Genomic DNA, 26,122 nt, shown 5'->3' with positions numbered 1-26,122 from the left:
ATAGATATATCTGAGGAATAAGCTGTTTAATATCGTTTGCAAGACTGAGTCTTGATTAATTTAACTATCTTATTTTGCCCAAGCATAGTAGCTTGGGTTAAAATAAATATGACTTTCAGTCATAGAAAACATTCTACTTTGATAATTAAAGGGGAGATAAAAAAAGAATAGATTCATACTAATGATACCTATTTATTACAAATCCGATAGCTATCGGATTTGGTTTATTTGTATCACAACGAATGCATCTTAATGCCACTTAGAAAGACCTTACCAATAAAAAAAATGCCGTTAAAGAATAATCTTTAACGGCATTTATATTTTAGAACTAAAGTAGCTTAACGCTTTTTCTTGTTGCCACCTTGCTTTTGTTGCTTCTGCATATCTTCCAATCGTTTCTGAAAGTTAGATTTTTTAGAAGGTTTCTTTTGATTAGCCTTAAGTTTAGCTAATAATGCTTTTTCATCAACAAAACGACGAATTAACAAAGTTTGACCAATGGTAATAAGCGTTGAGATAAAATAGTAATAACTTAAACCTGAAGCATAGTTATTAAAGAATACCAAGAACATTACTGGCATCATGTACATCATACCTTTCATACCAGGCATTTGCTGACTGCTTTGAGTCATTTCCTGGTTAATTTTAGTATACACGATATTTGTAATCGACATTAGTAGACAGAATAAACTAATATGATTTCCAAAATAATCACTCACATAAGGTATGTACTTATCCCATTCATAAATTGAATCGTAGCTCGATAAATCAGTTGCCCATAGGAAACTTTCGCCACGTAGCTCAATGGATGCAGGGAAAAACTGGAACATGGCAAACAGAATCGGCATTTGCAGTAACATTGGTAAACAGCCACCCATTGGGTTTACACCTGCTTTGCGATACAATGCCATGGTTGCCTGTTGGCGTTCCATTGATTTTTCTTTCGGTATCTTGTTATTGATCTCTTCAATCTGAGGTTTCAAAACCTTCATTTTAGCCGTTGAAATATACGACTTGTAGGTTAGTGGAAAGAGAAGCATCTTGATTAGAATCGTTAATACAAGAATGATTAATCCGTAATTGCTAATGAAACGCTCGAAGAAATGGAATACTTCAATAACACCAAGGTTGATAACTCTAAGAGGTCCCCATCCTAAATACACTAATTTACGAAGGTTAAGCTCTTCCTCATAAGGTTTAAGCGCCTTAAAATCGTTTGGTCCAAAGTAAAAGTTGAAATCTAAATTGTCGTTACCAGTATATGGTACAGCTACTTTAGCAGCAGCACTCATAATCAATCTGTCATTCTGATCTTCCGGAACATCTAAACTAACCTGACCGCTTAAGAATTGATCTTTCGAAATAAATACAGACGAAAAGAACTGATCTTTAAAAGCCACCCATTTTAATTTGGTTCTTAACTCTTCAGAATCAGAGCTGGTAGCTGTAATGTCATCCACATCATCTTCACCAAATAGATAGTATACACCTGCACGTTGACGCTCAAATTTAACGCCCTTTTCTTGCGCCATTACATCCATTGTCCAATCCATCTCTAGAGCTCCTGAGTTGGTGGCAATAATGTTTTGAAGATTAGAAGTTGATATATTAAAGTCAAGCATGTAGCCATTTTCTGGTAGGGTATAGCTAAATAGCATCTTACCTTCTTCAGCATTAACAATAAAGTCAACTTTATCAGTGCTTGAACTTATCTTTTCAAAATAAAGGTCATTCGTATGAAAAACGCGACTATTATGAACGAAGTTGAAACCAAATTTATTTTGGTCGCCATCGCTTAGTATAACCGGCTGTCCATCGTGTGTTTGGTAGTCCTTTAATTCAACCGAATAAATACGTGCACCCTTTGATGTTAGTTTAATTTTAACAACATCATTTTCAAGAGTAATGAACTCTTCAGAACCTTCGGCAGCAGATGCAAATAATCCGTATCGGCTATTTAATTCAGCCTCTATTTGAGCCGAATCAACTGGAGCAGCCTCTTCAACTTCTTTTTGCGCTTGTTGAGCCTGCAATTCACGCGCTTGTTGTTCAGCTTTTATCTTTACTAATTCAACTTGCTCGATGGAATCGCGTAAACGCTGTTGTTCTGCAATTTGTTCTTCCGATGGTTTGTTGTACCACCAGGCAAAACCAAGTATTGCAGTTATAAGAATAATTCCGGTTATCGAATTTTTATCCATTGTATGTTTATTTTTTATTCACTTATAGCAGCTTTAATAAAAGCTAAGAATATAGGATGTGGTTTAAGAACAGTACTGCTGTATTCAGGGTGGAATTGAACACCAACAAACCATTTATGTTTTGGAATTTCCATGATTTCAACCAAACCAGTTTCAGGATTGCATCCAGCAGCCTTCATACCAGCTTTTTCATAGGTCTCAAGGAAATCATTATTAAATTCATAACGATGGCGGTGACGTTCGTGTACCAATTCAGAATTGTATGCCGAAAACGAATTACTTCCTTCCTTAAGTTTACATTCGTAGGCTCCCAATCGCATTGTACCACCTTTATCGGTAACATTCTTCTGATCTTCCATTAAATCAATCACAGCATTAACGGTCTTGTGATTCATTTCTCTGGAGTTAGCATCTGGTAATTGCATTACATTACGTGCATATTCAATAACCGCACATTGCATACCTAAGCAAATACCTAAAAATGGCACATTGTTTTCACGCGCATATTTAACCGCTTCTAATTTACCTTCAATGCCTCGATGCCCAAATCCAGGTGCAACCAATATGGCATCTAGCCCCTTTAGTTTGTCGGCAACCGTATCAGGATTTAAAGTTTCAGAATGAATCAGCTCTATTTTGGCTTTACGATCATTATAGGTGGAGGCATGAATTAAGGCTTCGATAATTGACTTGTAAGCATCTGCTAATTCAACGTATTTTCCAACCAAGCCAATTTTTACAATCTTATTAGCCTTGTTTAGCTTATTTAAGAAACCCTTCCAGTCTTTAAGCGCAGGTTTTTCTTCAACTGGTAATTCAAGTTTTTTAAGAATAATTTCGTCCAATCCTTCTTCCTGCATTTTAACAGGTACTTCGTAAATGGTTTTTACATCTATCGATTGAATAACTGCTTTGCTATCCACATTACAGAATAAGGCCACTTTCTTGCGTATATCCTGATCTAAGTGATGTTCGGTACGAAGTACAAGTACATCTGGCTGAACACCTATTTCTAATAGTTGCTTAACCGAGTGTTGTGTCGGTTTCGTCTTTAATTCACCCGAAGCATTAAGGAATGGTACCAGTGTTAAGTGAATAACTGCAGCACGGTGTCCTAATTCCCACTTTAACTGACGAACAGCCTCTATATAAGGTAAGGATTCAATATCACCAACTGTTCCACCAATTTCGGTAATCACAAAATCGTATTTGTGCTTAGTACCTAGTAATTTAATGTTACGTTTAATTTCATCAGTAATATGAGGAATAATCTGAACAGTCTTTCCTAAATAATCTCCCTTTCGTTCCTTATTAATTACATTCTGGTAAATACGACCAGTGGTAACATTATTGGCTTGTGAGGTAGGCACATTAAGGAATCGTTCGTAATGACCTAAATCTAAATCCGTTTCGGCACCATCCTCAGTTACATAACATTCACCATGTTCGTATGGATTTAAGGTTCCAGGATCAACATTTAAATAGGGGTCTAACTTTTGAATTGTTACGCTATATCCACGTGCTTGTAACAATTTAGCCAATGAGGCTGAAATAATTCCTTTTCCTAATGAGGAGGCCACACCTCCGGTGACAAATACATATCTTGTTTCCGGCACAACAGTATTTTTAATAGTTATTTCAACAACTCTGACGAGTCAAATTTAAAAACCACAAAGGTAGAAAAATACCATTAATAATTAGGACTATAATTTATTAATGGTTCAAAAAAAAGGTCGGCGATAAGCCGACCTAAGTAATTATTTTTTATTCATGTCTTCCAACATGTCTAACTTCTTGTTAAGCAGTTTGATATTTTTCTTTCCGGTTTCAATCTTGTGCGTGAAATCACGAACCAAAGCTTCTGATTTTTTTGATTTGGCAAAGAAACCAATGTTATTTTCCCAAAGTGTAATATCGCTCTCAAGTTGTTTTAGCTTCGAAATGATCTTATTTCGTTCCTGAGTTAAACGATCTCCAGAGTAATCAGCTGTTTTGTAATTTTCAATCTTATTACGGAATTTCTCAACATTTTTATCGTATTCGTTCAATTTAAGGTTGTCGAAATACTGATTGATTAAAGCCCTGAATGCCTGGTTTACTCTATCTTTTTCCTTAATAGGTACATGACCAATTTCTGACCAGCGATGTTGAAACCCTTGAAGTGCCTTGAAGTTATCTTCAGAATTCTCATGCGGTTTAAACTCACCCAATTCCTTAACCAAAGCTTCCTTCAGTTCAAGGTTTTTATCCTGAATCTCGTCTTTATCGCTAAAGAAACTTGATTTATGCTCAAAAAAAGCATCACAAGCAGTTCTGAAACGTTTCCAAACAACATCTGATTGTTTACGTGGTACAGGGCCAATTTCTTTCCAGCGCTTCTGAATTTTTATGTACTCGTCAGTTGTTCGTTTCCAATCGGTACTTTCTTTCATTGCTTCAGCCTGAATACATAACTCAGTTTTCAACTGCAGGTTGGTTGCTTGTTCCGATTTATATGATTTAAAGAACTCACGTTTTTTATTAAAGAAGGTATCACAAGCCGTGCGGAAACGTTCGTAAATGCGATTGTTGTCTTTTTTAGGAGCAAAACCAATGGTTTTCCATATGGTTTGCAATTCTATAAGCTCTTTGCTTTTTGCTTCCCATTCTTTTGGCGAATGTAAATCAACTGCTGAAAGTGTTTCGGCTTTTTCACACAATTCCGATTTCGCATCAAGATTCTTCTGTAGTTGATCTTTAAGGTTTTCGAAATAGGCCTGATGGCGTTTATTAATTAAAGATGTCGCTTCCTTAAAACGTTGCCATAACTCTTCTTTGTGATCACGAGGTACAGGGCCAATTTCGCGCCATTGCTCATGAAATTTCTGAAGCGTTTTAAAAGCTTTAACAATGGTTGGCTCTAATAATAGCTTCTCAGCTTTTTCGCACAAACCAATTTTAGCTTCATGATTACGCTTCAAATCAAGATCTCGTAATTCTTTATTTATCTTTATGTAATTGTAGAAATTCTCAATGTGATAGTTGTAAGTTTCCCACAAGTCATGCACTTTGTTTTGTGGGATAGAGCCAATATTGCGCCATTGTTGTTGCAATTCTCTGAAGTGCTGGAATGTATCGTTTAATGATTCCTGACGATTTATCAATTCCTTAATGGCTTCTATAACCTCTAGTTTAGCCTTATAGTTGCTAGCTTTTTCGTCCTCAATACGACGGTTAAATTCTGCTTTGCGCTCCTTAAATTGTTGCAGAAACTTTTTAAAGTCAATTTCTTGAGTGTCAACAGGCGCTTTAAAGTCTTCCTCTTTCTCACCTGATTCAATAAACTTTCGTTTAAGGTCTTCAAGTTCGGCACTGTGTTTTTTGTAAAAAGCAGACTTAATAGCTTCTACTTCATCTCTTAGTTTTTCAACCGGGTAGCTTTGAAGAACTTCCTTTAAACGATCAACCAGTTCATTTTTATGAAGCATGATGTGATCAACAGGTTCAATTACATGTTCCTCTTTTTCACCAGATTCTTCCTCAGAATCAGATTCAACCTCGTTGGTTACTTTTACTTCTTCTTGTTCTGATTTTTCGTCGGGTTTAACTTCCTCAACTGGTTCTGCTATCTTTTCTTCTTGAACAGATTCAGTCTCTTTTTCAGGGTCCGCAGTAGTTGCTTCTTGCGGTGTTGTTTCTTCATTTGTCGTATTTTCAGAATTTGTTTCTGAATTCAAACCATCATTTTCTTCTAACGGTTTGTTTAGATCTTGTGCTTCCATAAGCTTATGAGTTCATTTTCTGTGCCAGGCGAGTAATTTGCTTAGCATCAATTTATCCTACGAATATATTGTTTATCGGGCAATAGGCAAATTTTTTGCTTGAAAAAGAAAGCCATTAGTGAATTGCTATTAGCTGATGGCTGGCAGCTAGCAGCTTTTAGCTATCTTTGCAAAAAAGTTGATCAATGCGTATAGATATTTTAACCTTGTTTCCTGAGATGTTTGATGGGCCATTAACGCAATCCATAATGAAGCGTGCTATGGATAAGGGATTGGTAGAAATGAAGTTTCATGACATTCGTGATTATACCTTAGATAAGCATAAAAAAGTTGATGACTATGCTTTTGGTGGTGGAGCTGGCATGGTAATGACAATTCAACCTATCGCAGACCTTATAGATAAGTTAAAGTCGGAGCACACCTATGATCAAATAATATACATGACACCAGATGGTCAGCGATTTGATCAGCGCATTGCAAATACGCTTTCATTGGCTCAGAACATTATTATTATTTGTGGTCATTATAAGGGTATCGATCAACGTATTCGCGACATGTATGTTACTCAAGAAATATCCATAGGCGATTTTGTATTAACTGGTGGAGAGCTTGCTGCCGCAGTAGTTTCCGATGCGATCATTCGTTTGATTCCAGGTGTTATGTCGGATGAAACATCCGCTTTAACTGATAGCTTTCAGGATGGACTTTTATCGCCTCCGGTTTATACGCGTCCAGCGGATTACAAGGGTAGAAAAGTGCCTGAAGTGCTTCTAAGTGGTAATCAGGCTAAAATTGATCAATGGCGTGAAGAGCAAGCGTACGATCGAACTAAGCAGTTAAGGCCTGACTTGTTGGACGAATAGTGAGAGTTAGTTTTTTACTTTCTTGAATCAATTTGTGAGGGGTGTTGGTAGGTGTTGAAAATCGCATAAACTATAACCGCTTTATTTTCAACTTCAAATACAATAATAAACGGGAAGCGTTTAATGGGGCAATATCTCAGTTGTTTTTTTCTTTCCCGAAAAATTAGTGGTTTTCGTTTAAGAATGTCCAAGTATCTTTCTATTTCGCTCACAAAAATTTCACCTAGATTTTTTTGTTTATTTTCATACCAATCATAAGCGTCAATAATATCATTTTTTGCCTCTTCCTTAAAATAGATAGTATAACTCATATTCGGTTGTGAATCTCATCTTTTATGTTGGGCCAAGTATATGATTTTGATGTGCCGTTTTTGTGTCTCTCTATTCTATTTGTAAGTTCAGTTTCCTGCTCTTCCGTCAATATAATATTCTCTTCAATTAACAACTTTACTTTTTCGAACATCTCATCAATATCCTTATCCAAAAGTCTACCAAGATGATTATGTATATAATCTCTTTTTTCTATTGTATTCATAGTGCTGTTTTTTACAAACTTAATGATTTCTGCTCAATTTGGTAATCATATTGGACAGTAACATTATTGTTAGACTTATACACTTACTGTGGGTATAAACATCAAGTCTTTTAAATCGTGAGTTAAGTAATTTATCTTATCTATTACAAAGCGATTTGTAGGTGCAAAATTTACATTTTTCAATGTCTTCGCATGGTTCAAAACTAATGGTGTCATCATAAATTTCGTTGACTAAGGCATCTAATCCACTTTTAAACTCTTCCTTAACTGCCTGTAGAAATATTGGAGTAAGATTTCTCTTTTCCTTTAGATATAACTTCGTGTCATAATCTGATTTAAATACATCACGAACCCATATTACTGAAGGTTGCAATTGCTTTGTCTCATTACTTGTTTCGTCCAATATAAGAGAATACAATAGAGTTTGGAAAATAGCCTTGTTTTTCTTGTGTTTGTCCGTATTAAACAAGTCAGCAATATCATCAACACTAGGCGCACCTGATCCTGTTTTATAATCCATTACTTTTATAATGCCATCTTTTTCTTCAAGTCGGTCGATGATGCCACCTAAGTTTATTTCCCTTCCATTTGATGTAGTAAATAGCCAATTCACACTTTTTTCCAAATCAATAATTGTAAATGGTGTATTCTTCTTTTCAATTTTCAGAAATTGAATAAGGTAGCGTTTAATCACCTCAAATACCATCACATTTTTACCGTGAATCTCAGTAAATGATTTACGACCTTTTTCGTAATCCATAATATGAGTATTGAAGCCTTCCTTAATTAATGCATCCAGAATAGCAATGTTTTTTAACCAGTGGTCGATGTTTTCTGATGTTACTTCTTTGTTTTTATGATTTTCGTATAGCTTTTCAACTACATCATGAAAAATAAGACCAAAAATTCGCGCATCTGCTTCCTCTGTAATTACATCCGGCTCTTTTATGTTGGCAATTTTCTGATAGTAAAAACGCAACGGACATTCAATATATACGGATAGGGCACTTGGTGATAGAATTTTATCACCTTTATTAGTAAATTTTTCGAGCTGCTCTAAGACTTGCACATTTTTATCAGCCTTAACAAGCGGTGCACTCATTAAGGATACTTTTCCTGTTGTTGTTTTTTGTTTTATGCTGGCATTAAATTCATATTTTAGTTGGTATAAGTAGCGGCTCATCTCGCTTGATTTCATTCCTTGAGCACCCGTGGAGTATAGTAATTCAACTTTCTTGGCACGATGAATAAGACGGAAGAAATAATAAGAGAATATGGCATCCTGAAATTCGATGGTTGGCAATTCAAAGCCTGCACGCAAGGTGGCAGGAATGAAAGTGTTTGGTGGCGATGTGCGCGGAAATACACCTTCATTTAAATCTAGAATAATTAGCTTATCAAAATCAAGTGCGCGTGTTTCAAGAATACCCATTACCTGTAAACCAGCTAAGGGTTCGCCTCTGAACGGTACTGTCTGGTAATCGGCCAACTTCTTAAAGAGTTTAACCCATGTTTTAGAATCCAGATCGGCTTGTTGATTTTGCTCTAACAAATCTTGCAAACGAACGATGCTTTTATGAATAGCAAAAATAAATTCTTGTTCTATAATTTTTTCTTCCGATTGTTTTAATAATTCATAAACCTTAGAAAGAATCTCAATTAGATAGGATGCCAATTCGTTACCACCTTCAACTTTTTTAAAGATGAGTTTAAAAAGCGAGTTGATTTGTAACTCAGTTGACTTAATGAAGATGTAATTTCTACTCACCAATTTTTTGTGGAGAACAAGACAGTCCACTTCGGCAAGCATTGAAATATATTGATGCTGCAATAATGGTAAAACATGTCGATGATACAACCACACTTCATTTGCACTTCCTAAGCGCACTTGCTGTTGCAGATTTAGTAAGGCTTCGATTAATCCGTACGCCGGTGTGTTATTTAAAGGATAACCCATGGTTACGTTTACCCTGTCTACATTGGTTGGTATGCCATGAAGCGCTGGCATCAAAAGTGTTTCGTCGGCTAGAATAACGGCCGATTTCATGTCACTTATGTATTCCTTTTCAAGAAACTGATGAACAGATTTTAATTGTTCGGTCGGATTAGCAACGGCTGTAATGGTTATTTCAGGTGCTTCTTTCGACATTGGCATATTAAAATCTTTGGGATGAGGAAAGCGAAATAAATTCTCCTCAATAAAAAAGCCAGGACCATGTCGTTTTACCTTATTATCATCACTCTCTGAATTAATCATCCAGCTTGAATAATCCCAAAAGAAAGAAGCGATGTCTCTTTTCTTAAGATAGTTCATTAGTTTAATCTCCGCAGGAGTCAAAGCATTTAAACCTACAAAAATGATTTTATCCCACTCGAAATAGATGTGCTTCTCATCTTTAATCAACTCAGCTATTTGTCGATATACCATGCCTTCGTAGGCAATGCCTTGAGATTTTAAGCGCTTCTGAAAGGCTAAATACACCTCTGGAATTTGTTTCCAGGTTTCCAGAAAATAGTTTTGATGCTCTGAACGTTTTTGGGTATCAAATGTCGACCAAAAAGATTGAATGGCTTCTCTTTGCTTGTCGCTTAAATGGCTGTAATCATCGTCTAATTCTTTAAGCGAAAGGAGGTTTGAAAATAATTGATCTGCTTCAACTAAATATTTATCAATATCATCAAAATCATTTAAAAACATCTCTCCCCAGGGCAAGAACTCTTCAAAGCTAACATCCTTTTGAGTAATCTCTTTATAAACCTGATGTAAGTTAAAAAGTAGTGTAATGTTATCTGCAACTACTAAATTGCTCAGGTTTGAAAACAAGTCGTTGATTGTAATGGTGTTGGGCGACCAAATCGGGGATTGAATATATTGACGCAAATGGTTTGTGAAAAAAATACCAGCTCTTTGACTAGGAAAAACAAAACAAAACTTCGACAATTCTGTTTTAGAATTTTGAAAATAGTACGATGCAATGGCGTTTAGAAAACCTGACGTCATGTTTTTATAAATTAAAATTTGAAACGTTGAAATTAATCAAATGCTGTGAAATTAGCGATAAATTAAGAGAGCAAGGTGTAAATTGTTTTTAACTTTGCTTAAACAAGCCAAGCTATTCAAGGCATTTAATTTTTGGAGAGAAATATAATTATATGGATAAATTCTCATTCGTTGGTAACAGCAACATAGAAGCCATTGATAAACTCTATCAACAATATAAAGATAATCCGGAGTCGGTTGACGAAAGTTATCACGATTTTTTTAAGGGTTTTGATTTTGCAATAGCAAATTATCAGCAACCCAGTGGGTCGGGATATGTAGACAAGGAATTTGATGTTATTAATCTAATTCATGCATATAGGCAGCGTGGGCATTTATTTACGCAAACCAACCCCGTAAGATCACGTCGTAAGTATTACCCAACACTCGATCTTGAAAATTTCAGATTGAGCGATAAGGATTTAAATACTGTTTTTCAGGCAGGGAATGAGTTAGGTTTGGGACCTGCTCCTTTGAAAGATATTTTAGCTCATCTTCAGCAGACTTATTGCCAGTCAGTTGCTGTTGAGTACCTGTATATTCGCCACCCTGAAGTTGTAAGTTGGTTACGCACACGAATGGAAGGCGATAGAAATACGCCAAAGTTCGCACCAGAAAAGAAACGTCAAATATTTCGTCAGTTAAATATGGCGGTCGGATTTGAGACCTTTATTCATAAAAAGTTTGTTGGCCAAAAAAGATTTTCATTGGAAGGATCCGAGGCACTCATCCCGGGTTTAAGTGCTCTTATTAATAAAGGTTCTGAGTTAGGGGCAGAGGAGGTGCTCATTGGAATGTCGCATCGAGGTCGCCTTAATGTTTTGACAAATATTCTTAACAAGCCTTATAAAAATATCTTCAAAGAGTTTGTTGGTGACGAATACGAAGATGGCATTTCTTTGGGTGATGTTAAATACCACTTGGGATATGGCAATGATATTGTTACTGATAATGGCAAGAAGGTTCGTGTTAATTTAGCGCCTAATCCTTCCCATCTTGAAACAGTTGCACCTATTATTGAAGGCATATCTCGTTCGAAAATTGATCATAAATACGGTAAGGATTTTGACAAAGTAGTACCTGTTGTTATTCATGGTGATGCGGCTATTGCTGGGCAAGGAGTTGCCTACGAGGTTGTTCAGATGGCGCAATTGCGTGGTTATAAAACCGGAGGAACCATTCATTTGGTAATAAATAATCAAGTTGGTTTTACAACTAACTATCTGGAAGGCCGTTCATCAACATACTGTACCGATGTTGGTAAAGTAACACGATCTCCTGTATTTCATGTTAATGGCGATGACGTTGAGGCCTTGGTTTATGCCATTGAACTAGCCATGGAATTCCGTCAGCGATTCAATTCGGATGTGTTTATCGACATACTATCGTATCGTAAATATGGGCATAACGAAGGTGATGAACCACGTTTCACACAGCCTACATTGTATAAAACAATAGCACGTCATCCTAATCCTCGCGACATTTACAGTAATAAATTATTGGAAGAGAATGTTGTATCAAAGGATGATGCGCGTAAAGAAGCCGATGATTTTAATCAACGCTTGGAAGATGATTTAAGTGCATCAAAGAAAATTGAAAAGGTATTTATTCAACGCTTCTTAAATGAAGATTGGAGCGATTATACTTATTCAACGAATAAAGATTTTATAAAATCACCTGTTACATCTATTAAAAAGGAGGAACTCCTATCGCTTCTGGAACGCATTAACTATTTACCTGAAGACAAAGCTTTTTTTAAGAAATTACATAAGATTGTCGGCGATAGAAAGGCAATGGTTGAAAACGATAAGTTGGATTGGGCACTGGGTGAGCAACTGGCTTATGCATCTTTGGTTAAAGAAGGCCATCCTGTGCGTTTAAGTGGTCAGGATGCAGAAAGAGGTACTTTTGCTCATCGCCATGCGGCAATGACCATTGAAGATTCAGATAAGCGCTATCGTCCGCTTCAACATATCTCACCAGATCAAGCACCTTTTAAAGTATTTAACTCTCTATTATCGGAATATGGGGTAATGGGTTTTGAATATGGTTATGCACTTGCTAAACCTGATGGATTAACTATTTGGGAAGCACAATTTGGTGATTTCTATAATGTGGCACAGGTAATTATCGACCAGTATATATCTTCGGCAGAAGAGAAATGGGGTTTAATGAATGGCCTTGTGTTGTTGCTACCTCATGGCTTCGAAGGTCAAGGTCCAGAGCACTCAAGTGCGCGTATGGAGCGTTTCTTGTCTTTATCAGCTCGAAACAACATGCAAATTGTTAACTGTACCACACCAGCCAATTTCTTTCATGTAATGCGCCGTCAATTGAAGCGTAACTTTAGAGTGCCATTGGTGGTGTTTACACCTAAAAGCTTGTTGCGTCATCCTAAGTGTGTATCTTCTTTAAGCGAGTTTGAAAAGGATGGTTTTAAAGAATTGATCGACGATACGAATGTGGATGTTGATAAGGTAACACGGGTTGTATTTTCAACTGGTAAGATTTACTACGATTTATTGGCTCGTAAGGAAGAATTAAATGCCACTGATGTTGCTCTAGTGCGACTGGAACAATTACATCCTTTCCCAACGGAGCAAGTTGATGCGGTATTGAAGAAATACAAAAATGCATTATTGCGTTTGTGGGTACAGGAAGAACCTGAAAATATGGGCGCTTGGCCTTATATTCGTAGCAATATGCCTAATGCAGATATTCAACCAATAGCTCGTTTGGCGAGTGGAAGTCCCGCTACAGGATTAAATGGATTGCATGTAATTGGGCAAAATGAAATTGTTGGCAAAGTGTTTAAAGAATGTCATTGCGAAAGGAAGCTGAAATATTGTGGATTACAGTGTGTTAGCGGTAAGTCGCGAACGGAAATTCTAAAACAACATAAATATTTTGAAGAGCCGCCAAGGTTTTCGATTTAATAATTAGTCAGTCGTTAATTGTCAGTAGTCAATAGTTGTACCTTCGGTCTTCTAACTTTCGACTCCAGACTAAAAAAGAAACAAATGATAGTTGAAATAAAAGTTCCAACACCAGGAGAATCAATTAGTGAAGTTGAATTGGCTTCCTGGATTGTATCAGATGGTGATATTGTTGAAAAAGATCAGGAATTAGCCGAAATAGAATCGGATAAGGCAACGCTTTCGCTATTGGCAACCGAAGCTGGTAAAGTTAAACTGTTGGTAGAGGCCGGTGAAACGGTTGCGGTAGATTCCGTAGCGTGCTCTGTTGATACAGATTTTGCCGGAGAAGCCAAGTCAAAGACTGCTCCTGCTAAAGAAGAAACTAAAGCTGAATCAAAAAAGGAAATTGAGACGCCGAAGGAAGCAATAAAAACTAAAGAAACACTGGAGCATTCAAATGCAAAAGTTTCACCATTAGCTCAGAAGTTAATGGATGAAGCAGGCATGAATGCTGATGATATAATTAATGGTTTGAAGCGAATTTCGACCAAAGAGGTTGAGTTAGTGAAAGGTTTACCTGCTGAATCGACTGTGTCAAATTCACCTTCTTCTACTTTTGTTGATGCTGTGGCTGGCAGGGAAGTTGAACGTCAGAAAATGACAACCTTACGTAAGAAATTAAGTCAACGCTTGGTTTCGGTTAAAAACGAAACGGCTATGCTAACAACTTTTAACGAAGTTGATATGTCGGCAGTTATGGCATTACGTAAAAAATACCAAAGTAAATTTATCGATACGCATGGTGTAAAATTGGGTTTCATGTCATTTTTCATTAAAGCTGCCTCATTAGCTTTAAAACATCACCCAATGGTAAATGCCATGATTGATCAGGAAGAAATTGTAATGCCTGAATACCATGATGTTTCGGTTGCTGTTCAAACACCAAAAGGATTAATGGTGCCGGTGATTCGTAATGTTGAAACACAAGGCTTGCACGATTTAGAATTGTCATTAAAAGGTTTAGCCGAGAAAGCGCGTAAGGGTAAACTTGGTATTGAAGAAATGACTGGTGGTACTTTTACGGTTACTAATGGGGGAGTATTTGGATCGATGTTGAGTACACCAATAATTAATCCGCCACAATCGGCTATAATGGGTATGCACAATATAGTTGAGCGTCCGGTTGCTGTGAATGGTAAAGTGGAGATACGTCCAATAATGTATCTGGCCTTATCTTACGATCATCGAATTATCGATGGTAAAGATTCCGTTGGTTTCTTAGTGAAAGTGAAAGAAATGATAGAAGATCCTGCCAAATTATTGCAAGGAGGATTTAATCCTGAAGAACTGGTTCTAGGATTATAGATATAAAATTAGGCACAAAAAAAGAGCTCAAGTAATTGAGCTCTTTTATGTTATATGTTATTTTATCAATTATCTAATCCTATCCATCGATTTAATTAAAGCTTCGTCCTTACCAATAGCTCTTATGGCAAGAAAAGTAATAATTAAAGCCACTATAGGAAAAAACATTGGAAGCTGATAAGATATTTCAGCCGATAGTTCTTTTGCCATTTGTGATCCCAAGAAGTATATCATCCCTGTTGTGCCAATTAGAAATCCCATATTTAATCCACATAGGCGAATTTGAATCATGCGTTTCTTAAATAGGAAGATACTTATAAATGAAACCAGAGTTGCTACACAAACAAGAATTGCCAAAGCAAGTGTAGGTGTAGTTAATTCCGTACCATTATCAAGTCCTCGATATAATAAGGTAAAAGTATTCTCATCGTTGCTTAAACTAGCTAATGGAAGAAAAAATAGGCTCCCTGTAAGAAGTGTGCAAATTAAAAGGTATACAGATTGAATTCGTTGTATCATTTCTTTTTTATTTTTCAATTTCTAGCTGCAAATTTAATTAAATCGTTTTTAAAGATGCAAGCTCATGCATATGTTTAGTGTAGAATTGATGTTTTATTTAAAATGTCTTACAAAGTGTTTATTAAGAGAGATTTATTTTTTAATTCTTAAATCTTAGATCATTTAGCAAAGGTTATATCAAAAAAAAATCATTAATTTGGATGAAAATAAACACACATGCGAACAATAGAAGCTTCAGAATTAATTATAAATCCTGACGGAAGTGTCTTCCATTTACACTTAAAGCCAGGTGAAATATCAAATAACATTATTCTTGTTGGTGATCCAGGTAGAGTTGAGATAGTTTCCTCATTTTTTGACTCCATCGAATTAACACGTAGTAATCGAGAATTTGTGTCATGTACTGGAATGTATAAGGGGCAGCGAATGACTGTTATTGCTACCGGAATAGGAACCGATAACATTGACATTGTAGTTAATGAGCTAGATGCTCTGGTTAATATTGATTTCGAAACAAGGCAGGTTAAAACTGAATTAACAAGTCTTAATTTTGTGAGAATCGGCACCTCTGGTTCGTTGCAAAAAGAATTACCAGTTGATACCTGGTTATTAAGTGAAAAAGCAATTGGATTTGATGGTTTATTAAATTTCTACGCTAACCGTGATGCTGTTTGTGACCTGGATTTTGAGTCCAACTTTAAAAAAGCTTTAGACTGGAACCCTCAGCTAACTGCGCCTTATGTGGTTAATGCGTCCACTAGTTTGTTAAATAAATTAGATGGTGAAAAAGTTACTAAAGGTGTTACCATATCAGCTCCTGGGTTTTACGGCCCTCAAGGACGTATATTACGTTTAGATTTGGCTGATTCGGATATTAATAATAAAATAAATCAATTCAGACAGGCTGATTTAAGGGTTACAAACTACGAGATGGAGTGTTCTGCTATCTATGGGCTTAGTGCTCTTTTGGGGCATAATGCAGCAACCGTTTGTGTTATTATAGCAAACCGATTAGCTGGAACTGCAAGTAAAGATTACAAGCCGGTAATGAAAGCATTAATTCCATACGTACTTGAAAGCTTAAGCAAATAGTTGATGAACAAAGAAAAGATAAAAGCCTTAATTACTTTATTGGACGATCCCAATGAAGAAATTTATTCTTCGGTAGAAAATGAGCTACTGAAAGAAAGGGTGGATATCGTGCCTGAATTGGAGGATGCCTGGGAAAACTCTTTAAACGGTTTATTTCAAGAAAGGGTTGAGGCAATAATTCATAACATTCAACTTAACGATATAAAGCTTGAACTTCGTAAATGGTTAAATACGGATTCGCGTGATTTATTGCATGGTGCTTTTTTAGTATGTAAATACCAATATCCTGAATTGTCAATTGATAGTTTAAAAGCTCAACTAGCTGACTTACGAAAGGATATTTGGTTGGAACTAAATGAGCACCTTACTTCCTTGGAGAAAATTAGGATTGTCAACCATGTGTTGTTCGATACACATAAGTATTCGCGCAATACCAATCGTTTTTTAGCGCCTGAAAATAATTTCATTAGCGAAGTATTATCAACGCGAAAGGGCAATCCAATTTCTTTGTCAATCATTTACTCTATTCTTTGTAAAGAGCTTGGTTTACCCGTGTTTGGAGTAAATTTACCCAAGAACTTTATTCTTGCATTTATGGATGATAGTGCCGTAAAAGAAGAAGGCGAGATAAAAGATGTTACCTCCGTTTTGTTTTATGTCAATCCCATAAATAAGGGTGCTGTTTTGGGACGTAAGGAAATTGAGTACTTTGTGAAACAGCAGAAACTGAAATTAAAAGAAGATTACTTCTTACCTTGTGATAATGCAATTATCGTACGTCGTCTTTTTAATAATTTGAGTTATGCCTTTGATAATCGTGGCGATGAAGTTAAGAAGAATGAAATCAAACAGTTGTTAGAACTGTTTGAATAATTATAAAATGATACCTAATTAATAATACAGGATACTAATGAATAAATTATCTCATTTAAAACCATCAGTTGTATGGTCGTATTTCGAGGATATTTGCCAGGTTCCCCGTCCTTCTAAGAAGGAAGAGAAAATTATAAAATTTCTTCTTGATTTTGCTGCCGAACACAAGCTGGAAGCAAAAAAGGATCACATTGGTAATGTTTTAATTAAGAAGCCGGCCACAGCAGGTAAGGAGAATGTTAGAGCTGTTATTTTGCAATCGCACATCGATATGGTTTGCGAGAAGAATAATGAGACTCAGCATGATTTTGACAATGATGCAATTGTACCACGCATTGATGGTGAATGGGTGAAGGCTGAAGGTACAACTCTAGGTGCTGATGATGGCATTGGTGTTGCAGCGCAAATGGCTGTTTTAACTGCTACTGACATTGCTCATGGACCAATTGAGTGTTTGTTTACCGTTGATGAAGAGACGGGATTAACTGGTGCGTTTGAACTTAAAGAAGGATTTTTTGATTCGCGAACATTGCTTAATCTGGATTCGGAGGACGAAGGTGAATTATTTATTGGTTGTGCTGGTGGTATCGATACACTTGCTAAGTTTCCGTTGGAATATGAAAGTACACCATCAACAGGCTTTGCTTTTAAAGTTAAGGTCACAGGTTTAAGTGGTGGGCATTCGGGCGACGAGATTGACAAGGGGCTTGGCAATGCCAATAAAATATTGAACCGTTATTTATGGGAAATGGCGCGCGATTGTGAAATGCGTTTAGCTAGCATTGATGGTGGAAACCTTCGTAATGCAATAGCGCGTGAAGCATCTGCCGTATGTGTCGTGCCTTCTAAGTATAAGGAGCAATCTCGCATCGCGTTAAACGTGCTGTTTCACGATGTACAGATGGAGCTTAAGGTCACCGAGCCGGGCTTGAGAATGAAGTTGGAATCGCTTGAATTACCTTCGAAAATACTGAGTGAGGACTTACAAAAGCGATTACTGAATGCACTATATGCTTGTCCGCATGGTGTTATTGAAATGAGTCGCGACATACCAGGTTTGGTGGAAACTTCAACCAACTTAGCAGCTATTAAAATTAAGGATGATCATATTTTAATTACAACTAGTCAGCGTAGCTCTGTAGAAAGTGCGCGTGACGATATTGCCAATATGGTACGATCCGTATTTGAGTTGGCTGGAGCTGAGGTAGAGCACGGCGATGGTTACCCTGGATGGACACCTAATACCGATTCAGAGATATTAAAAGTCACACGTGATTCATATATTGAACTATTTGGAAAAGAGCCCGAAGTGCGTGCCATTCATGCTGGCTTAGAATGTGGCTTGTTCTTAGAAAAATATCCTGGCATGGATATGATATCATTTGGTCCAACAATAAAAGGAGCCCATTCTCCTGACGAACGTATAAAGATTGATACTGTTGAAATGTTTTGGAATCATTTAGTTGATGTTCTAAATCGTATCGATAGTTAAAATAGTATAAATATTTTTGGAAAGGCTGTTTCAGAATTAACTTTGAAACGGCCTTTTATTATTTTAAGCATTTAATGTTCATACATGATATTTGATCCTTTTAAAGTAGATTTACCCATTACCGAGGTAATTGACGAAGTTAAAGAGCACCTCAGTTCAACGAATACTTTAATTGTCAATGCACCTCCCGGAGCCGGAAAGAGTACCTTGCTGCCACTGGCCTTGCTTGAGGATGCAAGACAAAAGGGGCAAAAAATAATCATGTTAGAACCAAGAAGACTTGCCGCAAAGACAATAGCGATGCGCATGTCGGAGTTACTTGGCGAAAAGGTAGGGCAGACCGTAGGTTATCGTATTCGTTTTGATAATGTTATTGGACCTGATACAATAATTGAGGTAGTGACTGAAGGAATCCTCACTCGAATGCTTCAATCGGATGGCGCCTTGGAAGGTGTTGGAATGGTGATTTTTGATGAATTCCATGAGCGTAGTATTTTTGCGGATGTGGCATTGGCGCTTTGCCGCGAATCGCAAGAAGTATTAAGGCCAGATTTGCAAATTGTTATAATGTCGGCAACTTTGGACATGCCTCAACTAACAGTTTTGTTAAATTGTCCAACAGTTGTGAGTAAAGGTCGACAGTATCCGGTTGAAATTAAATATGTAGGTGAGAATGATGTTAGGGCTATAGCTGAATTAACATCTGGAATTGTTGTGAATGCATTGAAAGAGCAGGAGGGAGATATCCTGGTGTTTTTGCCAGGCGAAGGAGAAATTCGAAGTTGCGAAACCTTATTAAGAAATAAGCGACTTGGTGTACAAATCCATCCTTTATATGGTCAGCTAAATGGAGCCAAACAATATGCAGCCATTATGCCTGATAAAAATGGCAGAAGAAAAATAGTATTGGCTACATCTATAGCAGAAACAAGTTTAACCATTGAAGGCGTAACAACCGTTGTTGATAGCGGCTTTGGAAGAACTATGCGTTTTGATCCGAATACTGGTCTATCGCGCCTTGAAACAATTGAAGTTACCCAAGATGCAGCTAATCAGCGAGCAGGTAGAGCAGGGCGTTTAGGGCCGGGTGTGTGTTACCGAATGTGGAATAAAGCAACACATAATCGAAAGCAAGAACATCGCTTTCCAGAAATATTAGATGCTGATTTAACATCCTTGGTTTTGGATATGGCACAATGGGGAGTTAAGGATATTGAATCTCTTTGTTGGCTTACAACCCCACCAAAGGGACATGTAAAACAGGCTTATGCTTTATTAAATAGTTTGCATGCTGTTGAAGGTGCAAATATAAGTAATCATGGTCGCGAATTGCATAAGTTACCCTGCCATCCACGATTGGCACATATGTTAATAGAGGCTAAAAAGGATGGATTAAGTGCACTGGCTTCCGATTTAGCGGCAATACTTGAAGAAAGAGACCCTTTGGGAAAAGAATCAGGCATTGATATTAACCTGCGCATCGAAGCATTAAGACGATATAGAAAAGGTGATTTAAAAAGTAAACCTTTAGCTCGGATTGAGAAAATAGCAAGACAATACAGGCAAATTGCGGGCACAGAGGTTGAAAATACCGAAGTTGATCCCTTTGAGACGGGCTTATTATTGGTGCATGCCTACCCTGAACGCATTGCCCATGCTAAACCAGGAAACAATGCCCAATTTAAATTGGCAAATGGAAGTATTGCTGCTGCAGGCCATACAGATGACTTGGCACATGAAGCATGGTTGGCAATTGCTCATGTCAATGCTCGTGAGGGTGTAGGTAGAATATTTCTGGCGTCACCATTGAATCCTCAAGATTTGGCTCCAATGGTCAAAACTATTGATAATGTTAAATGGGATACCAAAAAAGGAGGTTTTTCTGCTAGCACCGAACTAAGAATTGGCAGTATCATTCTGCAAAGTAAACCACTGAATAACTTCGATGAACAACTTAAGGTTGAGGCTATTTGCAAGGCCATTGAAAAAGAAGGTGAGCATTTGTTGGATTTTAATAAAGATGTGGTTCAATTTCAAAATCGAGTTTTATCCATACGTAAATGGGATAAAAACAATGCGTGGCCCGATGTTTCAACTTCTTCACTTTTAAATACGACAAGAGAGTGGTTAGCTCCTTATTTAAGTTCGGTTAAGAAAACCGATGATCTGAAAAAAATTGATTTACTTGAAGTACTATTACATGCACTTCCTTACCAACTTCAAACCTTATTGAATAAGTTAGCGCCAGAACGTATTAAAGTGCCGAGTGGATCAAATATTAAACTCAAATATTCTTCTGATGGTACGGTGCCAATTCTTCCTGTGAGGTTACAAGAAGTGTTTAGCATGAATGAAACGCCTAGCGTTAATAATGGTAATCAAAAGGTATTAATGCATTTACTTTCGCCGGGTTTTAAACTGGTGCAGATTACCGGTGATTTAAAAAGCTTTTGGGAAGATGCTTATTTCGAAGTTCGTAAGGAGCTAAGAGCCCGGTATCCTAAACACTTTTGGCCTGAAAATCCTTTGGATTCAAAGGCTGTGTACGGGGTAAAAAAGAAATAAACGGGATTAAATACATTAGTGATAAAGGATATATCAAGTGGTGTTGAGTAAGTCTTCTAAGTTTATACTTTTTCTCAGTATTTATATTTATTCTTGCAGCTCACCTAATAATGGCGATAATTGGTATTATTTGTAAAATTCCGTAAGCATTTTATCCTATAATTTGCTTTCTTTGCAGATCGAATATAAAAGTATAAGTCGTCTCAATTATGATCAAATTAAATACCGAGCAGGCTCTTTCTATTGAGGATGTATATCAAATTTTATTTAAGGGGAAGGATGTTCAGATTGATACCAACAGTAAACAACAAGTTGAAGATAGTTATCAGTTTTTAAAAGAATTTGCCAAGAACAAGGTAATTTACGGTATTAATACGGGCTTAGGTCCTATGGCTCAGTATCGTATTGGTGACGATAAATTGGTTGATCTTCAGTATAACTTAATCAGAAGTCACTCAGCAGGCGCGGGACAAAAAATACCGGACATTTACGTTAAAGCTTCAATGCTCGTTCGTATGCGTGCCATCATGCAAGGCTATTCAGGAGTACACCCATCGTGCATCGAATTATTAGAGAAATTGATAAATTCTAATATTTATCCATTTTTACCGGAACATGGTGGTGTTGGCGCTAGTGGAGATCTTGTTCAATTAGCTCATTTAGCCTTGGTTTTAATTGGAGAAGGACATGTTACTTACAAAGATGAGTTTCGCAAAACAAAGGATGTATTTACTGAGTTAAATATTAAACCCATTGAAGTAAAACTTCGAGAAGGCTTATCATTAATTAACGGAACATCTGTGATGACAGGAGTTGGTTTAGTTAATGTGATTAAGTCAAAGCAATTGCTTAACTGGTCCTTGATAGCATCGGTAATGCTCAACGAAATTGTGTCTTCCTTTGATGATCATTTTTCTGCTGTACTGAATTCGGTAAAAAAACATGATGGACAGGACTATATTGCTGGTACTATGCGCTGTATTCTTAAGGATAGTAAGCTTATAGAACGTCGTGAAGATCATTTTTTCTCGGGGAATGCTGACGAAAGAATTTTTAAAAGAAAAGTACAGGAGTATTACTCACTTAGGTGTGTGCCACAAATATTAGGGCCTATCTTCGAGACGGTTGAGTCAGCTACAAAAGTGGTAATCAATGAAGCTAATTCGGTTAGCGATAACCCAATTGTTGATGTTGAAAATAAAAATGTTTATCACGGAGGTAACTTCCATGGCGACTATGTTTCCTTGGAAATGGATAAACTTAAATTGGCGGTCACAAGAATATCAATGTTGGCCGAGCGCCAAACAGCATTCTTATTCAATAGTAAGATAAATGAAATCTTACCTCCTTTTGTGAATTTAGGTACTTTAGGCTTAAACCTGGGCATGCAAGGTGTTCAGTTTACTGCCACATCAACGGCTGCCGAAAATCAGACCTTATCAAATTCGATGTATGTGCATAGTATTACTACCAATAACGATAATCAGGATATCGTTAGCATGGGAACTAATTCAGCAATGCTAACAAAACGAGTTATTGATAATGCATTTCAGGTACAGGCTATTGAAATGATAGCTTTATTACAGGCTATTGATTATTTAAAAGTAAGTGATAAGTTGTCTGCGTTCACAAAAAAGATATATCACGAATTACGAGAGATTGTGCCTGTATTTGTGGAAGATACACCGAAATATGAAGAAATTGCTGTAATGGTAAATCATTTGTTTGACAGCTATATTGAGTTACCATCTGAATTAAAGGCAAACTAATGTTCACAGATTTAAATTAATATTCTGATGAAGAATGCATTAGTTACAGGAGGATCTAGAGGTATTGGAAAAGCAATTTCCTTGGCCTTGGCACAACAAGGGTGTTACGTGTTGATTAATTATAGATCGAACCATGCAGAGGCTGAAAAAGTACTTGACGAAATTAAAGAGAACGGGGGAAGTGCTGAACTTCTGCCTTTTGATGTTTCAAGTTCAAGTCAAGTGAATGAAATACTTGGTGGCTGGATGCAAAAGAATGAAAAATACATCGATATATTGGTTAATAATGCAGGTATTACTGCTGATAACCTAATGGTTTTCATGTCGGATGACGAATGGAATAAAGTAATTAATACGAACCAAAACAGCTTCTTTTATGTTACTCGTGAAGTACTGGAAGGAATGGTTGTTAGTAAATTTGGTCGCATCATAAATGTTGTATCATTATCAGGGCAGAAAGGTCATCCGGGGCAGGTGAATTATTCGGCTTCAAAAGGTGCTATTATGGCTGCTACTAAATCCTTGTCTATGGAGGTTGGTAAAAAGAAAATTACTGTAAATTGCGTAGCGCCGGGGTTTATAAAAACAGATATGACCGAGCAAATTGATGAGAAAAGCTGGAAAAAGATGATTCCTTTAAATCGCTTTGGAGAAGCCAAAGAGGTAGCCAGTGTTGTCAGCTTCTTGGCATCCGATGGAGCTTCTTATATTACTGGTGAAACGATTGCTGTTAATGGTGGAATGTATAGTTAAATAATTATGAATAGAAGAGTAGTTATTTCGGGTGTTGGTATCTATTCGGTACTTGGAAAAAACATAGAAGAGGTGTCAAAGTCATTGTACAATGGTACTTCTGGAATCGGAATTGATAGCAAACGAAAAGAGTTAGGTTTTCGTTCAATGCTAACAGGAATTATTGAACGCCCTAATCTGAAAAAATTATTAAACAGGAGACAACGTATTGGTTTACCTGAGCAAGGTGAATACGCATTCATGGCCACCGCTGAAGCATTTGAGAATGCTAAGATAGATATGGACTTCCTTGAGAAAAATGAAGTTGGCATATTGTATGGAAACGATAGCTCATCAATACCTGTAATTGAATCCATTGACAGAGTTCGTGAAACAAAAGATACTACCTTGTTGGGCTCTGGTTCAATTTTTCAGAGCATGAATTCGACCATTTCAATGAATCTGTCGGTTATTTATAAACTGCGAGGGATTAACTTTACCGTTAGTGGAGCTTGTGCCAGTAGTTCACATGCTGTTGGGATGGCTTATTTCTTAATCAAGCATGGCTATCAAAACATTGTTCTTTGCGGAGGCGGTCAGGAGGTTAACCCCGAGTCAATGGGCAGTTTCGATGGTTTATCTGCTTTTTCAGTGCGCCACGATCAACCAAACGAAGCATCGCGCCCATTTGATAAGGATCGTGATGGACTAATACCTAGTGGCGGTGGTGCATCACTGGTTGTTGAAAGTCTTGAATCTGCAATAGCACGTGGGGCGGATATTGTAGCTGAAATAAAAGGATATGGTTTTTCTTCCAATGGAGATCATATTTCGGTTCCTAACCAAGAGGGGCCAACCATTTCTTTGGAAAGATGCTTGAAGGATGCAAATATGGCAGCTAAGCAAATTGATTATGTGAATGCTCATGCGACTTCAACCCCAGTTGGTGACACGATGGAAGCCAGGGCCTTAAATGCAGTTTTTGGAGATAGTAAAGCACCGATTAGCTCAACAAAATCAATGACTGGTCATGAAATGTGGATGGGTGGAGCCAGCGAGCTCATTTATTCCTCAATTATGATGGATAAATCATTTATAGCACCAAATATTAATTTAGTAACTCCCGATGAAGATTCGGAGAGACTAAACCTCATTGCTAAAACAACTGAAAAAGAATTGAATACAGTATTATCTAACTCCTTTGGGTTTGGAGGTACTAATTCTTCAATAATATTATCAAAATATAGTAAATAGTAGAAGTATGGAGAGGAGTGAAATTAAAAATATAGTTGTTGAATTTTTAATTGATGAGTTTGAAATTGAGCAAGATGTAATTGCTGATGATGCTCATCTTATTGATGATCTGGGTTTGGAAAGCTTAGATTTTGTTGATATTGTTGTTATCATCGAGAAAGAGTTTGGCTTTAAAGTTAAACGTGAAGAAATGAAGGATATCAGAGTATTAAATGATCTATACGATTATATCGAAAAAAACATGTAATGAGTAAGTGGACAGGCAAGTCGAAAGGTAGTCCATTAGGATATCGCATCTTCATAGCTGTTTTGAAGATAGATATCAGACTTGCTTATTTCTTGCTTTATCCCGTTACTCTTTTTTACCTGATTGTTTCCAATAAGAAAAGCATTTCTTATTTCTATAGCAAAAGGCTAGGCTATGGGAGTTACAAAACCATTAGTAGCATATACCGGAATTATTTATTTCTGGGGAAAGTATTAATTGATAAAATAGCCATATTATCCGGACAGAAAGAGCAGTATACCTTTGAGTTTGAAGGCGAGGAATTTTTACATGCCTTGGTAGAGAATAAACAAGGTGGCTTGCTACTTGGAGCACATATGGGTAACTGGGAAGTGGCTGGAGAATTGCTTGAAAGAGTGGATTCTGTCATTAATATTTTAATGGTTGATGTTGAAAATCAGAATTTAAAAGAGGTTTTAAACGAGGCTATTAGTGAAAAGAAAGTGAACATTATCCCCATCAAGGACGATATGTCGCATCTATTTGCTGTTATTGAAGCATTTAAGAATAAGGAACTGGTTGCAATGCATGGAGACCGTTTTGTAGAGGATGCACCATATATTGAACTTGTTTTTATTGGAGCCAAAGCAAAATTCCCAATTGGGCCAATGTTATTAGCAAGTAAATATTCGGTTCCGGTGAGCTTTGTTTTCACCTTGAAGGAAAGCAATACGCATTACCATTTTTATGCAACAGAAGGTAAGGTGTATCCTAGTTTTCGTAAGCCAGATCTAAAAAAAGAGGCCAATAAACAGATGCTTAACGAGTACGTTCAACATCTTGAAACGATGGTCAAAAAATATCCATTACAATGGTTTAATTACCATCGGTTTTGGACTAATGAAATGAAAGAATAA

General features: G+C 36.8%; 19 protein-coding genes. 12 read left to right on the top strand and 7 right to left on the bottom strand.

Annotated elements, in window-relative coordinates; all coding sequences use genetic code 11:
- Positions 1-338 precede the first annotated feature (338 nt).
- From yidC to ACRD7B_RS00760, 3 genes are all read right to left on the bottom strand, one after another.
- Positions 339-2,201, bottom strand: coding sequence for a membrane protein insertase YidC (gene yidC, locus ACRD7B_RS00770; RefSeq protein ID WP_430822526.1), 1,863 nt, complete (start codon positions 2,199-2,201; stop codon positions 339-341).
- Between the two features lie 14 nt (positions 2,202-2,215).
- Positions 2,216-3,817, bottom strand: a complete 1,602-nt coding sequence (pyrG, locus tag ACRD7B_RS00765; protein ID WP_430822525.1) for a CTP synthase — start codon at positions 3,815-3,817, stop codon at positions 2,216-2,218.
- Between the two features lie 141 nt (positions 3,818-3,958).
- Entirely contained in the window at positions 3,959-5,962 is a 2,004-nt protein-coding gene (locus tag ACRD7B_RS00760) for a DUF349 domain-containing protein (RefSeq protein WP_430822524.1), read from the bottom strand.
- 185 nt (positions 5,963-6,147) lie between these two features.
- On the opposite strand from ACRD7B_RS00760, the gene trmD reads away from it, so the two are divergent.
- Positions 6,148-6,825: a tRNA (guanosine(37)-N1)-methyltransferase TrmD gene (trmD, locus tag ACRD7B_RS00755; protein WP_430822523.1), complete on the top strand. Its 678-nt coding sequence runs from the start codon at positions 6,148-6,150 to the stop codon at positions 6,823-6,825.
- Between the two features lie 14 nt (positions 6,826-6,839).
- On the opposite strand, the gene ACRD7B_RS00750 is transcribed toward trmD, so the two are convergent.
- The 3 genes from ACRD7B_RS00750 to ACRD7B_RS00740 form a co-directional block, all read right to left on the bottom strand.
- Complete coding sequence (locus ACRD7B_RS00750) at positions 6,840-7,136, bottom strand: type II toxin-antitoxin system RelE/ParE family toxin (RefSeq protein WP_430822522.1); 297 nt, start codon at positions 7,134-7,136, stop codon at positions 6,840-6,842.
- Positions 7,133-7,360, bottom strand: coding sequence for a hypothetical protein (locus tag ACRD7B_RS00745; RefSeq protein WP_430822521.1), 228 nt, complete (start codon positions 7,358-7,360; stop codon positions 7,133-7,135). The genes ACRD7B_RS00750 and ACRD7B_RS00745 overlap by 4 nt, the downstream gene beginning before the upstream one ends.
- A gap of 136 nt (positions 7,361-7,496) precedes the next feature.
- Positions 7,497-10,361 (bottom strand): PD-(D/E)XK nuclease family protein, encoded by a 2,865-nt coding sequence (locus ACRD7B_RS00740; RefSeq protein WP_430822520.1) that lies wholly within the window; start codon positions 10,359-10,361, stop codon positions 7,497-7,499.
- A gap of 152 nt (positions 10,362-10,513) precedes the next feature.
- Here ACRD7B_RS00740 and ACRD7B_RS00735 point away from each other — a divergent pair, with 152 nt between their 5' ends.
- Together ACRD7B_RS00735 and odhB are read left to right on the top strand one after the other, a co-directional pair.
- Entirely contained in the window at positions 10,514-13,336 is a 2,823-nt protein-coding gene (locus tag ACRD7B_RS00735; protein ID WP_430822519.1) for a 2-oxoglutarate dehydrogenase E1 component, read from the top strand.
- A gap of 84 nt (positions 13,337-13,420) precedes the next feature.
- Positions 13,421-14,683 (top strand): 2-oxoglutarate dehydrogenase complex dihydrolipoyllysine-residue succinyltransferase, encoded by a 1,263-nt coding sequence (gene odhB / locus ACRD7B_RS00730; protein WP_430822518.1) that lies wholly within the window; start codon positions 13,421-13,423, stop codon positions 14,681-14,683.
- A gap of 69 nt (positions 14,684-14,752) precedes the next feature.
- Here the strand turns inward: odhB and ACRD7B_RS00725 are convergent, their stop codons facing one another.
- Positions 14,753-15,202 carry a DUF4293 domain-containing protein gene (locus tag ACRD7B_RS00725; RefSeq protein ID WP_430822517.1) on the bottom strand — a complete coding sequence of 150 codons (450 nt, stop codon included), beginning with the start codon at positions 15,200-15,202 and terminating at the stop codon, positions 14,753-14,755.
- A gap of 216 nt (positions 15,203-15,418) precedes the next feature.
- On the opposite strand from ACRD7B_RS00725, the gene ACRD7B_RS00720 reads away from it, so the two are divergent.
- The 9 genes from ACRD7B_RS00720 (at position 15,419) to ACRD7B_RS00680 (ending at position 26,122) form a co-directional block, all read left to right on the top strand.
- Positions 15,419-16,294, top strand: a complete 876-nt coding sequence (locus ACRD7B_RS00720) for a nucleoside phosphorylase (protein ID WP_430822516.1) — start codon at positions 15,419-15,421, stop codon at positions 16,292-16,294.
- A 3-nt stretch (positions 16,295-16,297) separates the two neighbouring features.
- A complete protein-coding gene (locus ACRD7B_RS00715; RefSeq protein ID WP_430822515.1) occupies positions 16,298-17,167 on the top strand; it encodes a transglutaminase-like domain-containing protein in 870 nt (289 codons plus the stop codon).
- Positions 17,168-17,204: 37 nt separating this feature from the next.
- Positions 17,205-18,659 carry an aminoacyl-histidine dipeptidase gene (locus ACRD7B_RS00710; RefSeq protein WP_430822514.1) on the top strand — a complete coding sequence of 485 codons (1,455 nt, stop codon included), beginning with the start codon at positions 17,205-17,207 and terminating at the stop codon, positions 18,657-18,659.
- A gap of 84 nt (positions 18,660-18,743) precedes the next feature.
- Entirely contained in the window at positions 18,744-21,224 is a 2,481-nt protein-coding gene (hrpB, locus tag ACRD7B_RS00705; protein WP_430822513.1) for an ATP-dependent helicase HrpB, read from the top strand.
- Between the two features lie 209 nt (positions 21,225-21,433).
- Positions 21,434-22,993: a flexirubin biosynthesis tyrosine ammonia-lyase FlxA gene (flxA, locus tag ACRD7B_RS00700; protein WP_430822512.1), complete on the top strand. Its 1,560-nt coding sequence runs from the start codon at positions 21,434-21,436 to the stop codon at positions 22,991-22,993.
- A gap of 27 nt (positions 22,994-23,020) precedes the next feature.
- Entirely contained in the window at positions 23,021-23,746 is a 726-nt protein-coding gene (gene flxB, locus ACRD7B_RS00695; RefSeq protein ID WP_430822511.1) for a flexirubin biosynthesis SDR family reductase FlxB, read from the top strand.
- A gap of 6 nt (positions 23,747-23,752) precedes the next feature.
- On the top strand, positions 23,753-24,979 hold the full coding sequence (locus tag ACRD7B_RS00690; protein ID WP_430822510.1) for a beta-ketoacyl-[acyl-carrier-protein] synthase family protein: 1,227 nt from the start codon (positions 23,753-23,755) through the stop codon (positions 24,977-24,979).
- Between the two features lie 7 nt (positions 24,980-24,986).
- Positions 24,987-25,226 (top strand): acyl carrier protein, encoded by a 240-nt coding sequence (locus ACRD7B_RS00685; RefSeq protein WP_430822509.1) that lies wholly within the window; start codon positions 24,987-24,989, stop codon positions 25,224-25,226.
- Positions 25,226-26,122, top strand: a complete 897-nt coding sequence (locus ACRD7B_RS00680; protein WP_430822508.1) for a lysophospholipid acyltransferase family protein — start codon at positions 25,226-25,228, stop codon at positions 26,120-26,122. The genes ACRD7B_RS00685 and ACRD7B_RS00680 overlap by 1 nt, the downstream gene beginning before the upstream one ends.

It is taken from the genome of Carboxylicivirga fragile, from assembly GCF_050589805.1.
In the GTDB taxonomy this organism is placed as follows: domain Bacteria; phylum Bacteroidota; class Bacteroidia; order Bacteroidales; family Marinilabiliaceae; genus Carboxylicivirga; species Carboxylicivirga fragile.
The sequence above is the reverse complement of the archived record's forward strand: the minus strand, read 5'-3'. Positions and strand labels throughout refer to the sequence as shown.